The sequence below is a fragment of the Collinsella aerofaciens genome (genome assembly GCF_039062315.1).
GTDB lineage: Bacteria > Actinomycetota > Coriobacteriia > Coriobacteriales > Coriobacteriaceae > Collinsella > Collinsella aerofaciens_BG.
In genome coordinates this window covers 66,769-89,901 of record NZ_JBCJBG010000003.1, presented here as the reverse complement: position 1 = coordinate 89,901, position 23,133 = coordinate 66,769, and the positions used below count along the sequence as shown (strand labels likewise).

The 23,133-nt window shown below is 61.8% G+C and carries 16 protein-coding genes; 13 read left to right on the top strand and 3 right to left on the bottom strand.

Annotation, left to right across the window (positions count from 1 at the left end; all coding sequences use genetic code 11):
* Positions 1 to 100: 100 nt before the first annotated feature.
* Complete coding sequence (locus ABCP74_RS02410; RefSeq protein WP_343000663.1) at positions 101 to 2,185, bottom strand: protein kinase domain-containing protein; 2,085 nt, start codon at positions 2,183 to 2,185, stop codon at positions 101 to 103.
* A 171-nt stretch (positions 2,186 to 2,356) separates the two neighbouring features.
* Positions 2,357 to 3,319 carry an FHA domain-containing protein gene (locus ABCP74_RS02405; protein ID WP_343000664.1) on the bottom strand — a complete coding sequence of 321 codons (963 nt, stop codon included), beginning with the start codon at positions 3,317 to 3,319 and terminating at the stop codon, positions 2,357 to 2,359.
* A gap of 508 nt (positions 3,320 to 3,827) precedes the next feature.
* Between ABCP74_RS02405 and ABCP74_RS02400 the strand changes: the two genes are divergently transcribed.
* The 12 genes from ABCP74_RS02400 to ABCP74_RS02345 all read left to right on the top strand — a co-directional run bounded on the left by ABCP74_RS02400 (position 3,828) and on the right by ABCP74_RS02345 (position 19,960).
* Complete coding sequence (locus tag ABCP74_RS02400) at positions 3,828 to 6,077, top strand: DEAD/DEAH box helicase (RefSeq protein WP_343000665.1); 2,250 nt, start codon at positions 3,828 to 3,830, stop codon at positions 6,075 to 6,077.
* Between the two features lie 618 nt (positions 6,078 to 6,695).
* A complete protein-coding gene (locus tag ABCP74_RS02395) occupies positions 6,696 to 7,457 on the top strand; it encodes an EFR1 family ferrodoxin (protein ID WP_343000666.1) in 762 nt (253 codons plus the stop codon).
* A gap of 280 nt (positions 7,458 to 7,737) precedes the next feature.
* Positions 7,738 to 8,250 (top strand): PTS sugar transporter subunit IIA, encoded by a 513-nt coding sequence (locus ABCP74_RS02390; RefSeq protein ID WP_343000667.1) that lies wholly within the window; start codon positions 7,738 to 7,740, stop codon positions 8,248 to 8,250.
* A gap of 18 nt (positions 8,251 to 8,268) precedes the next feature.
* Positions 8,269 to 9,123, top strand: a complete 855-nt coding sequence (locus ABCP74_RS02385; protein WP_343000668.1) for a PRD domain-containing protein — start codon at positions 8,269 to 8,271, stop codon at positions 9,121 to 9,123.
* 99 nt (positions 9,124 to 9,222) lie between these two features.
* Complete coding sequence (locus tag ABCP74_RS02380; RefSeq protein ID WP_343000669.1) at positions 9,223 to 10,839, top strand: PTS transporter subunit EIIC; 1,617 nt, start codon at positions 9,223 to 9,225, stop codon at positions 10,837 to 10,839.
* Positions 10,840 to 10,842: 3 nt separating this feature from the next.
* Complete coding sequence (locus tag ABCP74_RS02375) at positions 10,843 to 12,225, top strand: 6-phospho-alpha-glucosidase (protein ID WP_343000670.1); 1,383 nt, start codon at positions 10,843 to 10,845, stop codon at positions 12,223 to 12,225.
* A gap of 256 nt (positions 12,226 to 12,481) precedes the next feature.
* A complete protein-coding gene (locus tag ABCP74_RS02370; RefSeq protein WP_343000671.1) occupies positions 12,482 to 14,314 on the top strand; it encodes an NAD(P)-binding protein in 1,833 nt (610 codons plus the stop codon).
* Positions 14,308 to 16,119 (top strand): [FeFe] hydrogenase, group A, encoded by a 1,812-nt coding sequence (locus ABCP74_RS02365; protein WP_343000672.1) that lies wholly within the window; start codon positions 14,308 to 14,310, stop codon positions 16,117 to 16,119. The genes ABCP74_RS02370 and ABCP74_RS02365 overlap by 7 nt, the downstream gene beginning before the upstream one ends.
* Positions 16,120 to 16,121: 2 nt before the next feature.
* Positions 16,122 to 17,180, top strand: coding sequence for an ABC transporter substrate-binding protein (locus tag ABCP74_RS02360; protein ID WP_343000673.1), 1,059 nt, complete (start codon positions 16,122 to 16,124; stop codon positions 17,178 to 17,180).
* 3 nt (positions 17,181 to 17,183) lie between these two features.
* A complete protein-coding gene (locus ABCP74_RS02355; protein ID WP_343000674.1) occupies positions 17,184 to 18,548 on the top strand; it encodes an ATP-binding cassette domain-containing protein in 1,365 nt (454 codons plus the stop codon).
* 216 nt (positions 18,549 to 18,764) lie between these two features.
* Positions 18,765 to 18,965 (top strand): type II toxin-antitoxin system RelB/DinJ family antitoxin, encoded by a 201-nt coding sequence (locus tag ABCP74_RS02350; protein ID WP_035137368.1) that lies wholly within the window; start codon positions 18,765 to 18,767, stop codon positions 18,963 to 18,965.
* 83 nt (positions 18,966 to 19,048) lie between these two features.
* Entirely contained in the window at positions 19,049 to 19,960 is a 912-nt protein-coding gene (locus tag ABCP74_RS02345) for a CPBP family intramembrane glutamic endopeptidase (protein WP_343000675.1), read from the top strand.
* Here the strand turns inward: ABCP74_RS02345 and ABCP74_RS02340 are convergent.
* A complete protein-coding gene (locus ABCP74_RS02340; protein WP_343000676.1) occupies positions 19,957 to 22,092 on the bottom strand; it encodes a YgiQ family radical SAM protein in 2,136 nt (711 codons plus the stop codon). The genes ABCP74_RS02345 and ABCP74_RS02340 overlap by 4 nt on opposite strands.
* Before the next feature lie 253 nt (positions 22,093 to 22,345).
* Between ABCP74_RS02340 and ABCP74_RS02335 the strand changes: the two genes are divergently transcribed.
* On the top strand, positions 22,346 to 23,062 hold the full coding sequence (locus ABCP74_RS02335; protein WP_118377270.1) for a YoaK family protein: 717 nt from the start codon (positions 22,346 to 22,348) through the stop codon (positions 23,060 to 23,062).
* Positions 23,063 to 23,133 lie beyond the last annotated feature (71 nt).

Sequence of the window (23,133 nt, the reverse complement as noted above, 5' to 3'; positions counted from 1 at the left end):
CATCTCAATCTGTAATATCTAGCAGGGAAAATGACCTCTAACTGTTACAGATCAAGACAATTGCCGGGGTGGGGTCTCGTCACGGCAAGACGCCCGCTCTCTAGATACAGAATCCGGGGATCACACAGGTTCGTTTGTTTGGCTTGTCCGTAGGCGTTGCGTACGTAAAGGCGTCGCCGTCGTGGCCCACACGGTTTATGTAGAGCGTGCCTTCGGTCTCCGATGAGTCGGGGCTCACCGTGCGCTCCCACCAGCAGGTGTCCTTGCCCTTCCACTGGCGGACCATCGTCTCGTTCGTGGAATACGGGCTCACCTTGAGCTCGCGGAAGAGCTGATACTCCTTGCCCTCGCCGTTGTAGATGTCTGCCAGGTAGTGATAGCCCTCGGCAAACGAATCGGGCGGTTGTGTACCGCACAACTCGACCATGGCGGGCAGCCAAAGGGTTGCGGGCAACTCGCTCAGACACGATGCACTGTTGGCGGCGCCAACGTTATTCGAGATCTTTTTGACAGATTTGATGAGTGCGCGCAACTCGTTGGGCAGCAGCTTAAGGCCGTCACCGTCGAGCCATTCCCGCAGCTCGCAATCTGCCCAGCCGGCGCTCGGCGGTTCAACCGCAGCGTTGCGCTCGGCAATACCCGCATCGAACATAAACGTCAGTCCGGCCTTGCCCGTCCCGTCCAGAAGCTCATCGTGGCGGATGCCCACAAGCTGCGCGCCAACCTGCAGCCCGTTGGTGAGTTTCACGCGCTTGGTACACGGATAGGGGATATGCCCATCAGCGTCGAGCAGGTGGTAGCGCTTGGCAATCTCGCGTGCCTCGCTACGGGTCTCGGCGGCCTTAATCTTGAGCGAAATCTCCTGCAGCTGATCCCAAGTGTAGTCGTCAAGCGAACCGCGGATGCCGTCCAGGTAGTCGGGGATGCCAAAGCCATGGGTCGCCGCGCCAACGACGCTGAGCCCCGCAACGACTGCAACGACGCCACCGATAATAAACCGGCGGCGGGTCATGGCATCGTGCCGGGCCTGCTCCAGGATCTCTCGCGCGCGCTCGCCGGCGACGTCGATCTTAAGGTGCGTACCGGAGTCGATGTCGATTGCGGCGTCACTGCCCGCGCCCTCGCGGCCCTCGGATTCGGCGTCGGTGAGGTATGTCGAGAGCACCTCGAGCATCTGCTGCTCGGTGGGACGATCGCACTGCTCGACCGAGAGACCCTTCATGATGATTTGGACGAGCGCTTCATCGCCCTCGCAGCGCGGCTCGAGCGGCGCCGGCTTGGTCTTGGTCTTTACGAGATAGAACGAGCCGGTTGCAGCGGCGTCCGTCGACTCAAAGTCAAACGGTTTGCGACCGCTGTAGAGCTGGTACAGAATGCTCGAAAGCGCGTAGACATCGATTGCCGGCGAACGGCGAAGGGCCGCGATGCCTTCGATATCCTGCGTGAGCATCTCGGGCGCGGCGTATGCGGGCGTGGCAAAGCGCCAGATGTCGGCGCGCCGGGTGATCGTGTCGTCGCCGAGGGCCATGGTCGCGGAGCCCATGTCGATGAGGCAGGGGTCAAAGGAGCAATCGGCAATCTGCTGCTCGAGCGTTCGGCTGGTGGTGCGGAACATGATATTGGCAGGCGACAGGTCGCGATGGATGACCGGATTCACGAGGCCTTGGGTCATCAAGAGCGCACGAAGCACGGCGTTTCCGACGGCGGCGACCATCTGGGTGGTCAGCCCGCCCGAGGCGTCGTGCGGAAGCAGGGGCAGCGCCTGCTTGAGCGAGGTGCCCTCGACCCACTCCATGAGGATGAGCGGGTCATTCTCACACGAGCCGTAGCCATAGACGCGCGGAAATCCGCGCAGGTGCGAGACGGTACACAGATGACGGTACTCCTCGAACAGCGCAGCGGTGTTGGCCAGGTGCGCGGCCGATTGCTCGGCGGAGCGGTCGGGGGCTTGGCCGGAAAGGATAGCGTTGTCCTTGAGTAGCTTGACGGCAAAGACCTCGCCGCTCGTGTTGGTCGCGCGCAGCACGTGCCCGATGTTGCCGTTGTTGCGGTGGGCCGTCTGGAGAATAAGCGTCATAAACCGACGTTTGGCGTCGTCCTCGGCGCTGGGGTCGACCGCCACGGCGGTATCGAACGTATCGAGACGGATGAGTTTGTCGCCATAGGCGCTATCGGTAGTATCCATGGCGTTCCTTTGTCTGGCATGGGTTGCCGCAAGTATACGTGAGCAGTGCGGATATCGGTAAAGTATCATGATAGCCGCACTGCCCACGTATACCGCTGAGCATTGTCGTTTACGACGCAGAAGGTAGAAGACGAAAGACGGACGGCGACCGTCTTTCGATCGCCGTCCGTGCTAGTCCACAATGACAAGGAATGTCGTGTAGAGACCCAGATGGAGCCTGTCGCTGTTTTCGATTTCCACTGGGGGATAGATCTTGCCGGGCTCGCGTTGGTCGCGTGGCGGCTCAATCACAATATCGCCGTCGCCTGCACCCGATTCGAGTACCGTGCCGTTGGTCGATCCAAGGCCCTGGGCGTACCAGTGCTCACCCTCAAGCCAAATGCGAAGATGCTCGCGCGATGCGTCGGCGCCCACATCGGTGATGCTGGGCGAGGTTTTGGGCAAAGAACCAATCACGGTGCCGCGCGGATCGCGTGTGAGGGGATGGATTTGCATGTCGGCGCAGTTGTCGGCATGGGTTCTGAGCAGACCGAGGTTGGGGGCGACGGTGCGCGGCTGCTCCAGGCTGCTCATAAAGCCACGTCCGACGGTAGTTTCGGTGGTGCCAAAGTGCTCGCCCGTCTTGCTGTCGCAAAAGCGCTCGACGGTGGCCACGCCCTGAACGGGATCGGCGAGCGCCCCCGTTGCCACAAAGAGCATAAGGTAAAGCGTGCTTTTCTCGCGCACGGCATTGCCGTCAAAGTTGTCGATGCGATTGAGGGCATTTGCATATAGGCGGCTGTCCAGCTTGTAGCTGGTGAGAGCCGACATCATTTCGTTGGCGGCCGGACCGCGATAGTGCTCGGCGATTGCCCGATAGGCGGACTCGCCGCCGCCGAGCTTGCTGCAGATTGCCGAGGAAAGGTTGAGCGTGGTGACAGTAAAGTCGCTGTAGATGGAGGGCGCGCACTGGTCAGGCTTGCGATGGACGATGTAACGGGTGAGATACGAGCGGTTGGAAGAGCACTTCTCGAGCAGGGTACTGCCGAGATAAGAGTTTCCGTTGATAAGCATTCGGGCGATCTCGAGATGTTTAAGACCGCCGAACGAGCGAATATCGTTATAGAGGACCGAGCAAGGCGTCTCTGCTGCCACGGATACCTCCTTTGGTTGCTTCCTAGCCAATATGGCGATAGGAATTAATGGCCCCCGGTGGGCGACGTATTAAATGGCTGCGCAATATATAGCGTAACCAAAGCAACATTATAGGCCACATGTTCGAAATTGCAGGAAGACCGAGAGATTTTGGTTGGACTGAACGGAAATCCCCCTCTGTCTTGATCTATAACAATTAGGACCCGGTTTTGTCCCGCAGCTGTTACAGATTGAGACAATCGGCCAGGCCCGCCCCGTCCGCCTCGTCATCTGTGGTTTACGTGGGGGCATACGGAGTACGGGTATACTAACCGGCGGCGAATCTGCTCCATCGCTTAGAGCTGCTGCGTCTGGACGGCGCGTGATAGGGCTGCCAAAGCGATCGCCAGCGTGCTGAGCAACGTCCTCTCTGTGCGCACCTGTTTTTGTATGTATTAGCGCACTACCAAGCACGCCCGCGCGGCCGCATGCCGTGCCCATTGCGCGTGCAGATAAGGAACAACAACATATGCGTAATTCTGTATCCGACGTTACCGACGTCGAGATTCTGGACGAGACCCGCGAGGCCATGACCCAGGCCGCCTTCGATGCCGCCGATGAGGCCAGTGCCGCCCAGGCCGTCGAGTCCGCTACCCAGAGTCTGCCCGCCTTTGACGAGCTGGGCCTTTCCGACGAGATGCTCCGTGCCATCGAGAACCTAGGCTACACGGCGCCGACGCCCGTGCAGGCCGGCTCGATCCCCGTGGTGCTCGAGGGCCGCGACTTGCTTGCCGCCGCTCAGACCGGCACCGGCAAGACGGCCGCCTTTTTGCTGCCGACCATGAACAATCTGGAGCACATTGCTCCGCCCAAACCCGTGCGCGAGCGCGGCGGCCGCAACCGCCGTCGCGGTGCCAAGAAGCCCGAGGGCAACGGCCGCGGCCCCGTGATGCTCGTCATCACCCCCACGCGCGAGCTTGCCCAGCAGATCGACGAGGTCGCGAGCAAGATCGCCGACGTCACCGGCCATGTCGCCGTGACCGTCGTGGGTGGCGTGAGCTACAAGCCGCAGACCGCGGCACTCAAGTACGGCTGCGATATCCTGGTCGCCACGCCGGGCCGTCTGGTCGACCTGATCGAGCAGGGCGCCTGCCACCTGAACGAGGTTAAGGTCCTGGTGCTCGACGAGGCCGATCGCATGCTCGACATGGGCTTTTTGCCCGCCGTCCGCCGCATTGTGCGCGAGACGCCGGCCGAGCGCCAGACGCTGCTGTTCTCGGCGACGCTCGACGAGGAGGCCGTGGGCGAGATCACCGACCTGGTGAGCGATCCGGCTCGCGTGGAGATCGCGCCCGCCACGTCGACCGCCGACACTGTCGACCAGTTTGTGTTCCCGGTGTCCATCGAGGCCAAGAACAACCTGTTGCCCGAGTTCCTCAAGAAGGAGGGCCCGGAGCGCACCATCGTCTTTATGCGCACCAAGCATCGCGCCGACAGCTGCTGCCGTCGTCTGGAGCGTAAGGGCATCAAGGCCGCCGCGATTCACGGCAACCGTAGCCAGGCCCAGCGCGAGCGCGCGCTTTCTGCCTTCCGCGACGGCACCGTCGACGTGCTGGTGGCAACCGATGTTCTCGCCCGCGGCATCGACATTAGCGACGTGCGCTACGTCGTGAACTTTGACGTGCCGGCCGAGCCGACCGACTATATCCACCGCATTGGCCGTACGGGCCGCGCCGGCGAGCTGGGCTGGGCCATTACGTTTGTGACCGAGCAGGACGTCGACGAGTTCTACGAGATCGAGAAGCTCATGGACAAGACCGCCGACATCTACGAGGCCGGCGACCTGCATGTGGGTCCCAACCCGCCCGCGGTTGATCCCGAGCGCGACCCTGCGGCCTTTAAGGTGAAGAAGAAGACTAAGCGCGGCAAGTCCAAGAGCAAGAAGAAGCTTGAGCAGGCGCGTCGCGACGGCAAGCGCAACGGCGACGATTACGGTGATGTGGCCGGTCGTTCCAACCGCGGTCGCGACGAGCGCCGTGGCGATGGCGAGCGTCCGGGCCGTCCCAAGCGCGGTGGCAAGACCCGCGTGCGCGAGGGCGTTCAGGCTCGCGTGGACGAGGCTGTGGAGAGCGTGGCTCGCGAGGTGGCTGCCGAGGAGCGCGCTGGTGCTGGTGCCGCTGAGCAGCCTGCGCGCGGCAACCGTGCCGAGCGTCGTGCCAAGCAGTTCCAGGGCGAGGCACACCGCCGTCGTCGTGAGGACGAGGACCGTGGCGGCCGTCGTCGTGTCGAGCGCGAGGACGAGGGCCGCGGTTCGCGCGGTGGCAAGCGCGGTGCGGGCGACCGCCGTCGTTCCGGTCGTGATGACGAGCGCAGTGGCCGTGATGAGCGTCGCGGCGGCGAGGGCCGCGGTGAGCGAGGTGCCCGTGGCGGTGAGCCCCGTGGCGGCAAGCGCTCTGAAGAGCGCGGTAGCCGCGGCGGCGAGCGTCGCGAGGGTGCTCGCGGCAATGGCGGCTGCGGCGGCGCTGGCCGTTCTAGCGAGTCGCGCGATCGTCGTGATCCGCGTGCCAGCCGCGATCGTCGCGATGACTGGCGCAACTACGACGATACCCGCGAGGAGCGTCGTGGCGGCTATCGTGGCGGGCGTGGCGGCAACCAGGCCGGCTCCCGTGGCGGCCGTGCCGGCGGCCGCGATAACCGTGGCAGCTATGGCAATAGTCGTGGTGGCAAGCGCGGCGGCAGCTCCCGCCGCCCCGGTGACGGCGGCGGCAAGCGCAAGTAACATACGCATCGCACGCTAGCGTGAGACAAGCTAAGGGCCCGAGCAAACAACGCTCGGGCCCTTTTGTTTGCCGTGTCCATCGCTAATTCAAACGTGATGTTCTCGGGAATGCATCTGGGGGATGCCGAGGACCTATTTTCTGCCATGCAGCAATGGGTCCCATGGGGTGCGCCGTGCATTTTTTGGAGTATTCAGCAGCTCTAGTTGGCTGCATACGATTCGGTATTGCCAACGGTGGCCTTTAGATACCCCCTATGAGCGTTTTGAGTTAGATTTCGCCGTTTTTCGAAGCAAAGGTACGTCATTCTCGCTATGTCGGAACCCTAAATGACGCAGCGCCCTACAGTTTTGCCCGCCCGCGGCGGTGCTGGCGCGGTCACGTTGCAGAATACTCCGTTTTTTGCACGGGCCAGGATGGGGTACCTCAGGAGAACACGGCGGTATCCCGTAAATATATACAATCTGTACCGTAATTTATACAAAACGAAGAGGCAGACAGCGTAGGGTGGGTGTATTGGGGTGTTTGGTGCACCAAAACGGGGATCCCACGTACCGTATACTCTGGCTGGATGTGAAAGCGGCTTGACGCGTTGCCAGGCGTAGGGGGAGGGTGCCTCGATGGACGTATTCGAAATTGTGTTTAGTCCGACGGGCGGAACGCGGAAGGTGTCTGGCCTTGTGGCCGGGGCGCTGGACAAGAATACCGTTACCGTCGATTTGACCGATAGCGGGCTAGATTTCAGCGCTGTCTCGATGACTGAGGACGACGTGGCCGTAATCTCTGCGCCGGCGTATGCCGGTAGAATCCCGGCTGTGGTGGCTGACCGGTTGGGCATGGTGCGCGGCAACGGGGCTCGGGCTGTTTTAGTTTGTGTATACGGAAACCGCGCGTTTGAGGACACGCTCGTAGAGCTGCAGGACGTTGCGAAGCGCGCCGGATTTAGGGTGGTTGCAGCGGTTTCTGCTATTGCTGAGCATTCCGTTGCTCGTCAGTTTGCTGCTGGGCGACCGGATGCGCAGGATGCGGCGCAGCTCGCAGAGTTTGCGCAGCAAATTCAGCAAAAGCTGTTGGTTGAGGATGCATCTGAGCCCTCTGTTCCCGGCAATCGTCCTTATAAACAAGCTGGAGGTCATCGCATGGCACCCGAGGCAACAGAGGATTGCGTCTCCTGCGGTGCATGCGCCGCGGCGTGCCCCGTTTGTGCTATCGACAAGGGTGACCCCAAGCGAGCAGCTGGCAAGGCGTGCATCTCCTGCATGCGCTGCATCGCCGTATGTCCGCGAGGCGCTCGCAAGCTTGATCCCAACAAGCTATCCGCTGTTTCCCAGATGCTGAGCAAGGTTTGCGTCGCGCGGAAGGAATGCGAGCTCTTCATCTAGCGCATACGAAATTGCTGCAAGGAGTGCCCCTGGGTGCCGGCGGGAAAGGAACGTCCCTAAGTGCCGCCTAAATACCGTTTATCGAAGAAAAAATACCGCTCACCGGTCATAATGACTATTCTGGCTTTGGGCTTGTCTACAATAGCTCACGTAAAAAGAAATGCGGAAGGTTACCGAGTCCCTCGGACGTGGGCCTAACCAAAGTCTTTGAACGGGTGTGTCTCTATGGATGCATTCGCTTGATTTTGGTTGGGCTATATTTATGAAGGGACATGCCACCATGGGTTTCTTTTTCGCCTTATGGGGGGGCTCGGATAAGCAGACGACTGCGGCTTCCGAGTTCGAAATCCTCGCTCCCGTTTCCGGCGAGCTTGTTCATCTAGAAAATACCAATGACCCCGCTTTTAGCAGTCGCGCGGTAGGCGATGGCGTTGCCGTGGTTCCCCAAGAGGGGACCGTGTGCGCTCCTGTTTCCGGTACCGTCGCGGCGCTGTTTCCGACTGAGCACGCGCTGGGCATTATGTCCGACGACAGCTCTGCTCAGGTGATGCTGCACATCGGAATCGACACTGTTAAACTTGAGGGCAAGGGCTTCCATGCGCTTGTTGCCCAAGGTGACCATGTCGACGCAGGTCAGCCTCTCGTCGAGGTCGATTTCGACGTGGTTCGCGCTGCCGGCTTCGATCCCACGGTCTTCGTTATCGTGTGCGAGCGCTCGGAGAACTCGACTCTTCGTGAGCATGCTTCCGGCCCTGTTGCTGTTAAAGAGCCTGTCATCTGGCTTTCCGAGTAAATTCTTGTGGTGGGTACCGTGGTTATCAAGCGAGTTTTTAACAACAACGTCGCAATGGTCACTTCGGACGATGGCTCCGAGCTCATCGTCATCGGTCGAGGCCTCTGCTTTGGTCGCCATGCCGGCGATGCCATCGACGAGGCGTCGGTCGAAAAGACCTACGCGTTGCAGGAGGGAACTTCTCAGGATTCGCGTACGATTGACCGCTTGGCACATCTTTTGGAGTCCATCCCCACCGTCAACCTCGTGATTTCCGAGGACATCGTTCAGATGCTTCGTCGAGAGCTCAATGTCGATATCAATGACAAGATTCTTATCGCTCTCGCAGACCATATCAGCCTCGCCCTCGATCGCGAGCGCAAAGGCGTTTCCTGCGAGAACCCGCTGCTGCTCGAGATCCAGCAGTTCTATCGCAAGGAGTACGCGCTTGCGGGCCGTGCCCTTCAGATCATCAAGGACTATCTGGGCATCCAGATGAGCGAGGAGGAGCAGGGTTTCATTACCTTGCATATCGTCAACGCCACCATGCCGCAGCGCTCTGACCGCCTGATTGTTTCGGTCCAGCTTGTTCGCGACGTGCTTGCGATTGTTTCCGAGCGCTATGCCACGACCCTCGACGACACCTCGCTGCCTTACGAACGTTTCGTTCGTCACCTGCAATTTTTTGCACAGCGAGCGCTCGATCCTACGGCCGGGCAAATCAACGGAGACGCGCTGTTCCGAATCGATGAAACGGCGTATCCGCGTGCATTCTCGTGCGCGGACGCCATAGCCGCCCACTTGTCGTCTACCTATAACGTTGTCGTTACCGATGCCGAGAAGAGTTATCTCGCATATCACATTGTTAACCTGCTTGGAGAACCTGGTCTCTAGGCATAACGTGCCCACACATCGATTGATATAAGGCAAGGCTCACGGCCTTGTCCAGGGCACATCTGTCTTAATTTGCGGAAAAGGAAGGGGAGTACCGCTATGACCGCAAAAAAGAAGTTCAATTTCAAAGCGCCGTTGGAGGTGTTCGCGAAGTCAATCGTCCAGCCGATGATGTATCTCTCGGTTGCCGGCATCCTGCTCATCGTGGGCATCATTCTGACCAACAAGACCATCTGCGCCATGGTCCCTGTGCTGGGCTTCGGTCCGTTCCAGCTCGTGGGCGCCGTTGTCTACCAGTCGCTGATGTTTATCATCAACAACCTCTCGATTCTGTTCTGCGTGGGCATCGCCGGCGCCATGGCAAAGAAGAACAAGGGCCATGCTTCGCTGATCGCCCTGATGTCGTTCTTCCTGTTCCTGCAGGCTAACAACATCGTGCTCAACGCCACCGGCTCTCTTGCCGAAGCGAACGGCATGCTCGGTCTTACCGGAACCGGCCAGGCCACCGTTATGGGCATCCAGGTGCTCGATACCGGCGTGTTCGGCGGCATCATCCTTGGTTGCATCACCGGTGCCGTGTTCAACAAGTACTCGAACAAGCAGTTCCCCATTGCCCTTTCGATGTTCTCGGGCGTTCGCTTCCCGTTCCTGATCATGATCATCATTTCCTGGATCATGGGCGCTGGCTTCTGCATCGTTTGGCCTCCGGTTCAGGGTGCCATCTCCTCCGTCGCCGGCATCATTAAGGAGTCGGGCAACATCGGTCTGTTTATCTACGGCATGCTCAACAAGCTGCTCGTTCCCACCGGTCTGCACCACCTCATCTACACTCCGTTCCAGTTCTCCGATGTGGGTGGCACCCTGACGCTGGGTGATCAGGTTATCGCCGGCGCCTATCCCATCCGTGTTGCCGAGATGGCAATGACGGGCCAGCCCTTCTCCGATAGCACCTACTTCAACAGCTACACCTTCAACAACCTGTGGCCCTACATCGGTATCGGTCTCGCCTTTATCTTCACTGCTTACAAGGGAAACAAGGACAAGACCAAGGCTGTCATTATCCCGCTGATCATCACCGCCGTACTCTCCTGCGTGACCGAGCCCATGGACTTCCTCTTTGTCTTTGCCGCTCCCGTGCTCTTTGTCGTTCACTCGGTTCTTTCCGGCATCTTCCTGGTCCTGCTCAAGGTTCTCTCCGTGCCTGCTTCGACTGCAGGCGGCATTATCAACATCGTGGTTTCCAACCTGGTCCTCGGTGTCGATAAGACCAACTGGCCGGTTATGCTGGTGCTTGGAGTCGTCAACGCCGCTCTGTACTTCTTCCTCTTCACCTTCCTCATCAAGAAGCTCAACCTCCACACGCCTGGTCGCGAGGAGGAGTCCGAGCTCGCCGAGTCCGTTGCCGAGGGCGAGGCCGCCGCGTCCGTCGCGGTGAAGCAGGGCGCTGTTTCCGCAGCTCCCGCAGAGGGCGTCGATGCAGGTATTGCCGACCTGGTCGCAGGTCTTGGCGGCAAGGACAACATCGAGGAGCTCGAGAACTGCTTTACGCGTCTCCGCGTGAACGTTAAGAACCCGGACCTCATCGATGAGAACCTCATCAACCACGTGCCCAACAGCGGCATCAACCGCAACGGCAACAATATTCAGATCATCTTTGGCATGAAGGTCGCCGAGATGCGCGACAAGGTCGAAAACGCAATTGAGAAGGAGCAGTAAACAATGATCATTACTCTGTGCGGTGGCGGATCCACCTTTACCCCTGGCATCGTTAAGTCCATTGCCCTGCGCAAGGACGAGCTCGACGTTGACGAGATTCGCCTGTACGACATCAACGAGGAGCGCCAGCGCAAGATCGGCGTGCTCGTGGACTGGATTTTGCACGAGGACCTCGGCCTGGACATCAAGCTCACGGTGACCACCGACAAAGAGACGGCTTTTACCGACGCGAGCTTCGTGTTTGCCCAGATGCGCGTGGGCGGCTACGCCATGCGCGAGCAGGACGAGAAGATTCCGCTGCGTCACGGCTGCGTTGGTCAGGAGACCTGCGGTTGCGGCGGCCTTGCCTACGGCATGCGCACCATCTTCCCCATGGTCGAGCTGATCGATGACGTTGAGAAGTACGCCAAGAAGGACTACTGGATTCTCAACTACTCCAACCCTGCCGCCATCGTCTCCGAGGGCTGCCGTGTGCTGCGTCCCAACGCTCGCATCATCAACATCTGCGACATGCCGATCGCGATTATCGACGTGGTTTGCGCCGCGCTCGATATCGACAAGAAGGATGTCGAGTACGATTACTTTGGCCTCAACCACTTTGGTTGGTTCACCTCGATCCGCCACAAGGGCGAGGAGGTGCTCCCGCAGCTGCGCGAGTACATCAAGGAGCACCAGATCCTGCTGCCCGACTCCTACCTCAAGGGCATGGGCTCGCTCATGGCAAAGAAGCCCGAGGAGGCCACTGACGAGCACCCCGAGCAGAATCGCCACACCAAGGGCAGCTGGTACTACGTCTGGAAGGGCGAGTACGAGATCATGGAGTGCTTCCCGGAGTACCTGCCCAACACGTATCTGAACTACTACCTGCAGCAGAAGGAGTTCGTCGAGCACTCCAACCCCGAGCGCACCCGTGCTAACGAGGTTGAGGAGACGCGCGAGAAGAACCTCTTCGATGGTATCGATCACTACGAGAAGACGGGCGAGATCGACGAGAGCACGTTCTATGCGGGCAGCCACGGCGACTGGATTGCCGATCTGGCCATCGCTCTGAAGAACGACACCAAGCAGCGCTTCCTGGTCATTTGCGAGAACAAGGGCGCTATCCCCAACATGCCCTACGACGCTATGGTCGAGCTGCCTGCCTACATTGGCAAGAACGGCCCCGAGGTCATCAGCCGCGACAACATTCCTCTGTTCCAGCAGGGCCTCATGATGCAGCAGCTGAACTCCGAGAAGCTCGTGGTCGAGGCTACGATCGAGGGTTCGTACGAGAAGGCGCTCAAGGCCTTTACGCTGAACAAGACCGTGCCGTCGATGAAGGTCGCCAAGGAGGTTCTTGACGACATGATTGAGGCCAACAAGGACTTCTGGCCCGAGCTTAAGTAAAAGCAACAGGGTCGCTGACCGCATGCCTGGAGCAATGCCCCGTCCACGTGATTGCGTGGGCGGGGCATTGTCATTTGGTAACGCGTTTTATCAAATATCGCATTTATCTGCGGTAACGTTCTATTTCACCGCTGAGGGTGACATTTCATGCCGCCTGCCGAACTGCGTGGAGACCTAACAACTTTTTAGGTCAGTGTTGTGCGTGTAGCAATTTCGCCCGGCCTCGCCTCCGGGCTGCCATGTGAGAGGGGATCTTATGGCTCGACTGCATGTAATGGAACGCAGCCACGCTCAGGCCGTCATGGACGACCTGCACGATGCGCTCGGACGTCGTCTGGCGGTGAGCTCGCTCGCCCCGTGTCCCGTGGAGTTTACGGCAGCGCTCGTCAACCTGTGCTCCACCCAGAGCTGCGGCAAGTGCACGCCCTGTCGCGTGGGCCTGAGCGCGCTGAGCGACCTGCTTGCCGATGTGCTCGAAGGGCGCGCCGATGAGTCCACGCTCAACCTGATTGAGCGCACGGCCCGCACCATCTACCTTTCGAGCGACTGCGCCATCGGCTACGAAGCTGGCGCCATGGCACTCACGGCCATTCGCGGCTTCCGCGATGATTTTGAGCACCACATTCGCGAGCACTCCTGCGGCTTTGACCGCGAGGCCCGCGTCCCGTGCGTCTCGGGCTGCCCGGCGCACGTCGACATTCCCGGTTACATCTCGCTCGTCGAGGCCGGCCGCTATGCCGATGCCGTCAAGGTCATCCGCAAGAACAACCCGCTGCCGCTCGTCTGCGGCCTGGTGTGCGAGCATCCCTGCGAGATGCACTGTCGCCGTGGCATGGTCGACGACCCCATGAACATCCTCGCCCTCAAGCGTTTTGCCGTTGAGCACAGCGACCTCAACGACCACAAACCGCATGTAGTGGACGACACCGGTAGGTGCGTCGCCGTGATCGGCGGCGGCCCGGCCGGTCTTTCCTGCGCCTACTACCTGGCCGTGATGGGCCACAAAGTGACCATTTTTGAGCAGCGCCACCACTTGGGCGGCATGCTGCGCTACGGCATCCCCAGCTATCGTCTGCCGCGCGAGCGTCTGCAGGCCGAGATCGACTGGATCTTGAGCGCCGGCATCGACGTTGAGCTCGACCACTCCGTCAACGGCGAGGAGCTCGCTCGCCTGCGCGACGAGTTCGATGCCGTCTATCTGGCCATTGGTGCCCACAGCGATAAGAAGCTCGGCCTTCCGGGCGAAGAGGCTCCCGGCGTGGAGTCGGCCGTCAAGATGCTACGTGCCATCGGCGACGACGAGCTGCCCGACCTGAGCGGCCAGCGCGTGTGCGTCATCGGCGGCGGCAACGTGGCCATGGACGTGGCGCGCTCTGCCGTGCGCTGCGGTGCCGAAAAGGTAAGCATCGTCTACCGCCGCCGCATCTGCGATATGACGGCTCAGGACGCCGAGATTGCCGGTGCCCAGGCCGAGGGCTGCGAGGTGCTGGAGCTGACGGCCCCGCTCGCCATCGAGACGGGCGAGGACGGCCGCGTGAACGGCCTGCGCGTGCAGTCGCAGATTATCGGCGAGCCCCGTCGCGGTCGTCCGGCCCCGCGTGCCGCCGCCACGCCCGAGCAGGTCATTCCCTGCGAGCGCGTGTTCGTTGCCATTGGACAGGACATCGACTCCAAGCCATTTGAGGACATGGGAATCGCCTGCAAGTGGGGTCGCGTCGTCACCGATTCGGACGGCGCCGTGCCCAGTTTCGATGGCCTCTTTAGCGGCGGCGACTGCCAGACCGGCCCCGCCACCGTCATCCGCGCCATCAACGCCGGCCGCGTGGCTTCGGCAAATATCGACCGCTACCTGGGCTTCGACCACAAGATTAAGCTCGACGTGGAGCTGCCGACCGTTCAGTTTAAGGGCAAGCACGAGTGCGGCCGCTGCGAGCTGGGCGAGCGCGAGGCCGGCGAGCGTATTCACGATTGGAATCTGGTCGAGCAGGGCCTTACCGAGGAGGAGGCGCGCCAGGAGGCAAGCCGCTGCCTGCGTTGCGACCACTTTGGCTTTGGCGCGTTCCGCGGAGGGAGGAACCTGGAATGGTAGAGCCCAACAAAACCACCGTCGGCGACAACAACGAAAACGGAGCGCACAACATGGTCAGGCTCATTATCGATAACTGCGAAGTCGTGGTGCCCGAGCACACCACGATCCTGGACGCGGCCAAGTCCGTCGGTATCCAGATTCCCACCCTGTGCTACCTGCGCGATCTGAACGAGATCGGCGGCTGCCGCGTGTGCGTGGTCGAGGTTGAGGGCTGCGACCAGCTGGTTGCCGCCTGCAACAACTACGTGCTCGATGGCATGGTGGTCCACACCAACAGCCCCAAGGCCCGCGAGGCCCGTCGCACCAACGTGCAGCTGCTGCTGTCCCAGCACGATTCGCAGTGCACGAGCTGCGTGCGCAGCGGCAACTGCAACCTACAGACCATCGCCAACGACCTGGGCATTTTCTATCTGCCGTATCAAAGGCATTTGGCGGGCGAGGGCTGGGATTTCGATTTTCCCATCATCCGCGAAAACGACAAGTGCATCAAATGTATGCGCTGCATCAAGGTGTGCGAGAGCGTGCAGGGCCTAGGGATTTGGGACCTGACCAACCGCGCCACGCATACCGCCGTGGGTACCCGCGGGCGCGCACCGATCGGCAAGACCGATTGCGTCGCGTGCGGCCAGTGCATTACGCATTGCCCGACGGGCGCACTGCGCGAGCGCGACGATACCGAGACCGTGTTTGACGCGCTCGCTAATCCCGACAAGATCGTACTGGTGCAGATCGCGCCTGCCGTGCGCAGCGCCTGGGGCGAGGAGCTCGGCATTCCGCGCGAGGAGGCCACCGTTGAACGCCTGGCTTGCGCGCTGCGTCGCGTTGGCTTTGAGTACGTGTTCGACACCGATTTCTCGGCTGATCTCACCATTATGGAGGAGGGCTCCGAGCTGCTCGAGCGCCTGGGTGCCGCCGCTAAGGGTGAGGACGATAGCCGCGGCTGGCCCATGTTTACGAGCTGCTGCCCGGGCTGGGTGCGCTTTGTGAAGGCGCGCTATCCGGAGTTTGTCGACAGCCTGTCCACGTCCAAGTCGCCGCAGCAGATGTTCGGCGCCATCGCCAAGACCTACTACGCCAAGGTGCTGGGCGTGGAGCCCGAGCGCCTGTTCGTGGTGTCCGTTATGCCGTGCACGGCCAAGAAGGCTGAGTGCGCGCTGCCGAGCATGGTGGGCGAGGGCGGCGCACCCGATGTGGACGTTGCGCTGACGGTGCGCGAGATGGTGCGCATGATCCGCGCGAGCCACGTGAGCGTGGACACGCTGGTTGAGGAGCCGCTCGATACGCCGCTGGGCTTTGGCACAGGCGCGGGTGTGATCTTTGGCGCCACGGGCGGCGTGATGGAGGCCGCCGTGCGCTCGGCCTATTACCTGGTGACGGGCAAGAACCCCGACGCCGATTTCTTTACCGACGTGCGCGGCCTGGACGGCTGGAAGGAAGCCGTGGCCGATATCGATGGCACCAAGGTGCGCGTCGCCGTGGCACACGGGCTGGGCAATGCCGCCCGCCTGCTCGACGCAATTCGCGACGGTCGTGTGAGCTATGACTTTGTCGAGGTCATGGCGTGCCCCGGCGGCTGCGTCGGTGGTGGCGGTCAGCCCATCCACGACGGTTGCGAGCTGGCTGCCGAGCGTGGCCAGGTGCTCTGGGGCCTCGATGCGAACGCCGAGATTCGCTTCTCGCACGAGAATCCCGATGTCCAGGCGTGCTATCGCGAGCTCTTGGGCGAGCCGCTCTCGCCGCTGGCCGAGGAGCTGCTGCATACCGACCATCACGCATGGACGATGCCTAACGAGGGGACGTGCTAGCGATGCGCGCGTTTGATGTTGAAATGTCGCGCCGGGGGTTTGCCTCGGCGCTCGCCGCGGGCGCCCTGTCACTTGCGCTCGCGGGCTGTGGCGGCGGGGCTGCCGGTGCCGGGTCTGCTGCGGGCTCGGCTACTGGGTCTGCCGCTGACGGTGCCGCTGCCGAGCCGGTTGAGGTGCACGTCGCCTCGCTCAAGGGGCCGACCTCGATTGGGCTGGTGCAGTTTATGGACCAGGCGGCCGACGGTGCCACGGACAACGAGTTCGACTTTGCGATCAGCGCCGCGGCCGACGAGGTCGTGCCCAAGGTCATTAAGGGCGATGTCGACATTGCCCTGGTGCCCGCCAACGTGGCGAGCGTTCTCTACAACAAGACCGAGGGTGCAGTGCAGGTCATCGACATCAACACGCTGGGCGTGCTGAATGTGGTGACGGGCGACGCGGGCGTGACCTCGTTTGGCGACCTGGTGGGTTGCACCGTCTACATGACGGGCAAGGGCACCACACCGGAGTACGTCATGAACTACCTGCTGGAGCGCGCGGGCCTGACAGGGCAGGTGGCGCTTGAGTTTAAGAGCGAGCCCACCGAAGTGCTGTCGGCCCTGCTTGCCGACCCGTCCGCCGTGGGCGTGCTGCCGGAGCCGTTCAAGACCGCTGCCATCGCCAAGAGCGAAGGCAAGCTGTCGGCGCCGGTAAGTCTGACCGATGTGTGGGATGAGCTGGCAGGAGACACGGGCTCGCGCTTGCTGACGGGTGTGACCGTGGTGCGCCGCGCGTTTGCCGAGGAACATCCCGAGGTCGTGGCGGAATTCCTGAGCTGCCATGAGGCGAGCGTGAAGGCCGTCAATGCGGCGCCGGCAGACTGGGCGCAGGCCGTGGTCGATGCGGGCATCGTGGACAACGCCACGATTGCCGAAAAGGCGATTCCCGGGTGCATGCTCGTGTGCCAGACGGGGAAGGATATGAAGGCGGCGCTCGGTGGGTACCTGCAGGTGCTGGCCGATGCGGACGCGAGCGCCGTGGGCGGCAAACTCCCGGCCGATGATTTCTACTACATGGAGTAGCCCGTGCGTGCGTTTGCTCGACAAATGACAGAGCGTATGAAGGCGGTGGCGGCAGCAGGTGTCGTTGCCGCCTTTTGGCTTGCCGTGTGGGTCTTCGCGGCGGCGCTGGTGGCGCAGCCGCTGATCTTGCCGGGGCCGGGCGCTGTCGTGGTGGCGTTGCTGCGGCTGGCGTGCGATGCCGGCACGTGGGCGATTCTGGCGGGCTCGGGTGCGCGGATTCTAGGCGGGCTGGCGCTTGCCGCGGCATGCGGCGGCGTGCTGGCGGGAGTCTCGGTGCGGTCGCGGACGTTTGCCCGCCTGGTGGCTCCGGCGCTGTCGTTTGTAAAGGCGACGCCGGTCGCCTGCGTGGTGGTCCTGCTGCTTATTTGGCTGGGGTCGGCGCGCGTGAGCATTGCGGCGGTCTTTTTGATGGCGCTGCCGGGCGTGTATTTCTCACTGGTCGAGGGCTTGGCACAGGTGAATAAACCGCTGGAGCAGATGTTTCGCCTGCATGGCGTGCGGGGCTGGCGACTGTTTTGCGCCCACACCTGGCGCGAAGTCCTGCCGTTTGTGCTTTCGTGCGCCCGTGCCGTGATTGGCATGAGCTGGAAGGCCGGCGTGGCGGCGGAGCTGATCGGCATGGCGGCGGGCACCGTGGGCGAGTGCATCTATCAGGCGAAGCTGCTCATCGAGACGGCTGACCTGCTGGCGTGGACCGTGCTGGTCGTTGCCGCCTCGTGGGCGTGTGAGCGCGTGCTGGTGTGGCTGCTGCGGGCTTCGGGGCCCGTGGCGTGGGGCGCGGCCGTGCGGGCGCATGGGCGTGCGGGCGGCTCTGCTGGCGGCGGGGTTGCGGCGGAGCTTGCGCTTGCCGTGGGCGATCGCGCGCCCTGGGCGCCGGCGCTGGATGGTCTGGTGCTCAACGTGCCTGCGGGTGGGCGTATCTGTGTGATGGGCACCTCGGGCGTGGGCAAGTCGACGCTGCTTGCGCTGGCGGCGGGGGAGTGCGCGCCGTGCTCCATGGTGTTTCAGGATGTGCGCCTGGTAGAGGGCGCCTCGGCTTTGGATAACGTGCTGGTGTGCGCCGACGCGCGCGTGGACGCCTCGAGTGCCGCAGCCCTGTTGCGCCTGCTGGTACCGGGGATCGATGTGCATGCCCGCGTGGCCGAGCTCTCGGGCGGGCAGCGCCGTCGCGTCGAGATTGCCCGAGCCCTGCTGTGCCCAGGCGACGCGGTGATTCTGGACGAGCCCTTTACCGGCCTAGATACCGCTGCGCGCGACGCATGCGCCGAGGTCGTGCTCGACTTGCTCGACGGCCGCATGCTGTTGCTTGCTACGCACGATGCCGTCGACGCTCAGGCCCTCAATATCTCGGACATCATCACGCTCTAAAGACTTACTCAGCAACAAATTGATCCGTTTTTTCTCCGTCCCCATAGGGGCGGGTATGGTATTCTATCTGCGGGGTAATACTTAGGAATACCAAGTAATACCAACGCCGTAGAAACAAACTCCAGATGCGGGCCAATCGGGTTGCCTTCACAGCCCGTCGCCCAGCCGCGTGGCCCGCATCTATCCGCACCACCGTCGTTTCAAAAAGGAAGCGCCATGGCAGAACACATGACCCCGGTTGTCGCGAAGGTCTTGCCCGAGGAAAAGGCGGCCTTCGCGGCGGCAACTCAGCTCGTGGGCACCACGCCGTCCAACGCCATCCGCATGTTTATCGCCGCGTTCAATCGCTGCGGCACCTTTCCGTTCGACATTTCGCCCAGCGGGGCCTTTGGCACTGCGCCCGATTCTCATCAATAAGTGATCCGTTTTCCTCCGTCCCCACGGGATTAGCTCTCCGCCGAGTTGTGGTAGAACTAGGGAACGGTTTTGAGGAGGTTGGCATGCTCAATGCGATGATTTGGGCGCTTGCCTGTTTTGGCGTTGTCGCTGCCGATATAGCCCTGAGCGTGGTTCTGTTTTCTGCTCTCGATGCCTTGTCGGTGCTGACGGGCTACCCGATCGACAATCTCGATATCCAATGGTTCCAGGCTGCCGCTCAGGCGGCGTCGTTTTTGATGGCGCTGCTGTGGTGGCGTTATCTGTGGCCGCGCTCGTTTATAGCGCGCCGTCAAGGCGAGCGCCCATTCGGCGGGGGAGCAAATGCTGCATGGAAGCGCATCGCCTGCGTTGTCGTGATCGGCCTATCCATGCAGGTGGTCATTAGCTACCTATGCGACGGCGTGCTGTCGCTGCTGCCCGAGGTCGCGGCAGACTATAGCGAGCTCGTCGAGGAAACAGGCATAGGCGACACGAGCTATCTGGCCGTTCTGACCACGGTGATTGGCGCGCCATTTTGCGAAGAGCTCCTGGTGCGCGGCATCATCTTTGAGTTCTCACTGCGTGCGTTTAATCCACAATGCCATCCGCTCTGGAAACGTCGGCGCCGCGTGAACGCGCAAGACGGCACCATAGTGCCCTGGGCGGCCCCGAGTACCTGGGGCGTCGCCGCGGCAATCGTGCTGCAGGCGGCGGTCTTCGGCTTTATGCACATGAATTGGGTGCAGGGCTGCTATGCGGGCGCTGCCGGCCTCATTTTTGGCTGGGTGCTCGTGACGACCGGAAAGCTCCGCTACACGATCCTGTTGCACTTTGCCTTTAATGCCGGCTCGTACCTCATGGGCCTGCTATGGTTTGTGAGCACGCCGCTCGACGCGGTAGTCACGGTCTCTATTGCCGGCGTCATCCTCGTTGAGACAATGCGCTCGCTGCGCCATGCGTGCGGGATGGACGCAGCGAGCGCACCACTGCCCTAGTTGCGACGTCCGCCTCCGTTGGCGCCCTGCCGTCCCTGGGCCGCGCGATTGCGCCCTGCGGTGTTTTGCGCACGCGACATGCCGCCGTGGCCCTTGCTGCCTTTGGGTCCCTTGCCGGCGGCGCCACCGTGGGCCTTGCCGCCCTTCTTGCCGGCGCCATGTCCGCCGCCAGCAGACGTCTCGCCCGGGCGCGGCTCTACGGGGCGAATCAGGCAATGCTTGGTGTAGCCGATCAGATCGCGACGGCCAGCCTTTTCCAGTGCCTCGCGCACGAGCTTGTAGTTCTCGGGCTTGCGGTACTGGATGAGCGCACGCTGCATGGCCTTTTCGTGCGGGTCGCGCGCCACGTAGATCGGCTGCATGGTGCGCGGATCCACGCCAGTGTAGTACATGCAGGTCGACATGGTGGACGGCGTGGGGTAGAAGTCCTGCACCTGCTCGGGCATGTAGCCCATGTCGCGCACGGCTTCGGCAAGGTCCACGGCTTCCTTCATCGTCGAGCCGGGGTGGCTCGAGATCAGATACGGCACTACGTACTGCTTGAGTCCGTATTCGCGGTTCAAGCGCTCAAATTTGCGACAGAACGCATCGTAGACGGCGCGGCTCGGCTTGCCCATTACGGAGAGCACCGCGTCGCTCACATGCTCGGGCGCCACGCGTAGCTGGCCCGAGACATGGTGCTCCAGCAGCTCGCGCAAAAACTCGTCCGAGGCATCGGCCATGGTGTAGTCAAAACGGATGCCGCTGCGGACGAAGACCTTCTTGACGCCCGGCAGCTGGCGCAGGTCGCGCAACAGCTGCGTGTAGCCGCTTTCGTCGACCACCATGTTCTTGCACACGCTCGGCCACAGGCAGCGCTTGTTCTTGCACACGCCGTGCTTGAGCTGCTTATCGCAGGCGGGACGGCTAAAGTTGGCCGTCGGTCCACCCACGTCGTTGATGTAGCCCTTAAACTCGGGATCGCGCGTGAGCAGCTCGGCCTCGCGCATGATCGAATCGTGGCTGCGCATCTGCAGTACGCGACCCTGGTGGAAGGTGAGGGCGCAAAACGAGCACTCGCCAAAACAGCCGCGGTTGGAGCTAATGGAAAACTTGATCTCGGCAAAGGCCGGCACGCCGCCCGCTGCGTCGTAATCGGGATGCCAATCGCGTGCGTAGGGGAGTTCGGCAACCTCGTCCATCTCGTCGGTGGTGAGTGTTGCCGACGGCGGGTTCTGCACCACGTACACGCTGTTGGGATATGGCTCTACCAGGCGATGGCCGGTGATGGGGTCCATATTCTGCTGTTGTACGTTAAAGCTGCGCGCGTAGTTGAGCTTGTCGGCGGTAAGGTCGTCCCAGCTGGGCAGCAGGTCGTAGTCGTAGACCTCGTCGAGCGAACCCGTGCGGTAAACGGTGCCGTTGATATAGGTGATCTGATCGACGGGCAGCCCCGCGTCGAGCGCGTCGGCGATCTCGACGATTGCGTGCTCGCCCATGCCGTAGATGAGGATGTCGGCGCCCGAGTCGAGCAGCACCGAGCGCTTGAGCTTATCCTGCCAGTAGTCGTAGTGGGCCAGGCGACGCAGGCTCGCCTCGATGCCGCCGATAATGATGGGAGCGTCCTTGAACGTCTGACGGATGAGATTGCCGTAGACCGTGACGGCACGGTTGGGGCGGTGACCTTCCTCGCCGCCGGGGGTATAGGCGTCGGTGTGGCGGCGGTGCTTGGTCACCGAATAGTGGTTGACCATGGAGTCCATGTTGCCGGCGCTGACGAGAAAGCCCAGACGCGGCTCGCCGAGCACAGTGATGCTGGCGGGGTCGGTCCAGTCGGGCTGGCAGATGATGCCCACTTTGTAGCCGTGCGCGTCGAGTACGCGGCTGATGATAGCCATGCCAAAGCTCGGATGGTCCACGTAGGCATCGCCGCAGATGTAGACAAAGTCGCACTGGTCCCAGCCGCGCGCATCCATATCGGCGCGGCTGACGGGGAGGAACTTATCGCGGCCCGGGCGCCAGGGACGGGCGGGCGCTGCCGGGGTATGAGCGGCGTGGCCGCCCTGGGCCTTGCCGCCGCGCTTTTGCTGCTGGCCCTGTTTGCCCTGCTGACTGCGCTGGTTATTCTGAGCGTGCTGAGGCTTTTTTGCCACGATCCCTCCCGGTGTTTGTATGCTGCACGTAATTGTAACCAGTCTTTTTGGGACGGGGCTAAAAAGACTGGTGGAGTACATGGGCTGGCGGATCGGCGTGTCGATGCGGGTGCCGTTTGTTTCCAGACTGTGTATCCCCGTGTCGAAGGGGCCGTCTCGCGCGCACGCCATGTTGTCAATGGGTTACAGTATGAACGGCGGCTATGTTTCCGCCAACGCACGAGAGGGTCGTCAACAAGGAGGATGCACGACGATGCAGCGTGCCAAACAGATATCGGAGTCCATCGAACTGGGCATTATCCTGGCGCTCGCCGGCGGCTTTATGGATGTGTATTCGTACATTGGGCGCGACCATGTTTTCGCTAACGCGCAGACGGGCAACATCTTGCTGGTGGGCGTGAGCATCTCGGAGGGCAATTGGGCACTTGCGGGGCGCTACTTCTTCCCTGTGGTGTCGTTTGCCGTGGGCATTATGCTTGCCGACCTGGTACACGAACGGTTTGGCAGCGTGATTCACTGGCGCCAGGTGACGGTGTTCTTTGAAGCCGTCATCTTGCTGGGCGTGAGCTTTATCCCCGGTGGCGGTTACAACCTGCTCGCCAACTGCCTCACTTCGTTTGCCTGCGGTATGCAGGTCGAGAGCTTCCGCAAGATCCACGGTCACGGCATCGCTACGACCATGTGCATCGGCAACTTGCGCAACGCGCTGCAAAACGTGGACGATTACATCATCACCCACAGGCGCGGCTTTTTGGAAAACGGCCTGCTGTACTTTGGCGTGATCTTTACCTTTGTGTTTGGCGCCGTGTTGGGCAACTGGTGTATTGAGCGCATGGGCCTGCACGCCATCGTCGTGGCGAGCTTGCTGCTGTTTGTCGCGTTTGCCATCATGTTCATCGACCGCGAGCGCGACTTGCGCTTACGCTGGAAGGTTGCGGCCGAGGCTTGGAAAGAGGGCTGTCGAAAGTAACCGAATGCGGCAAAGGGGCTGTCCCTTTGCCGCAATATTTTTCATCATCTGTTGAAACGCTTTAACAAATT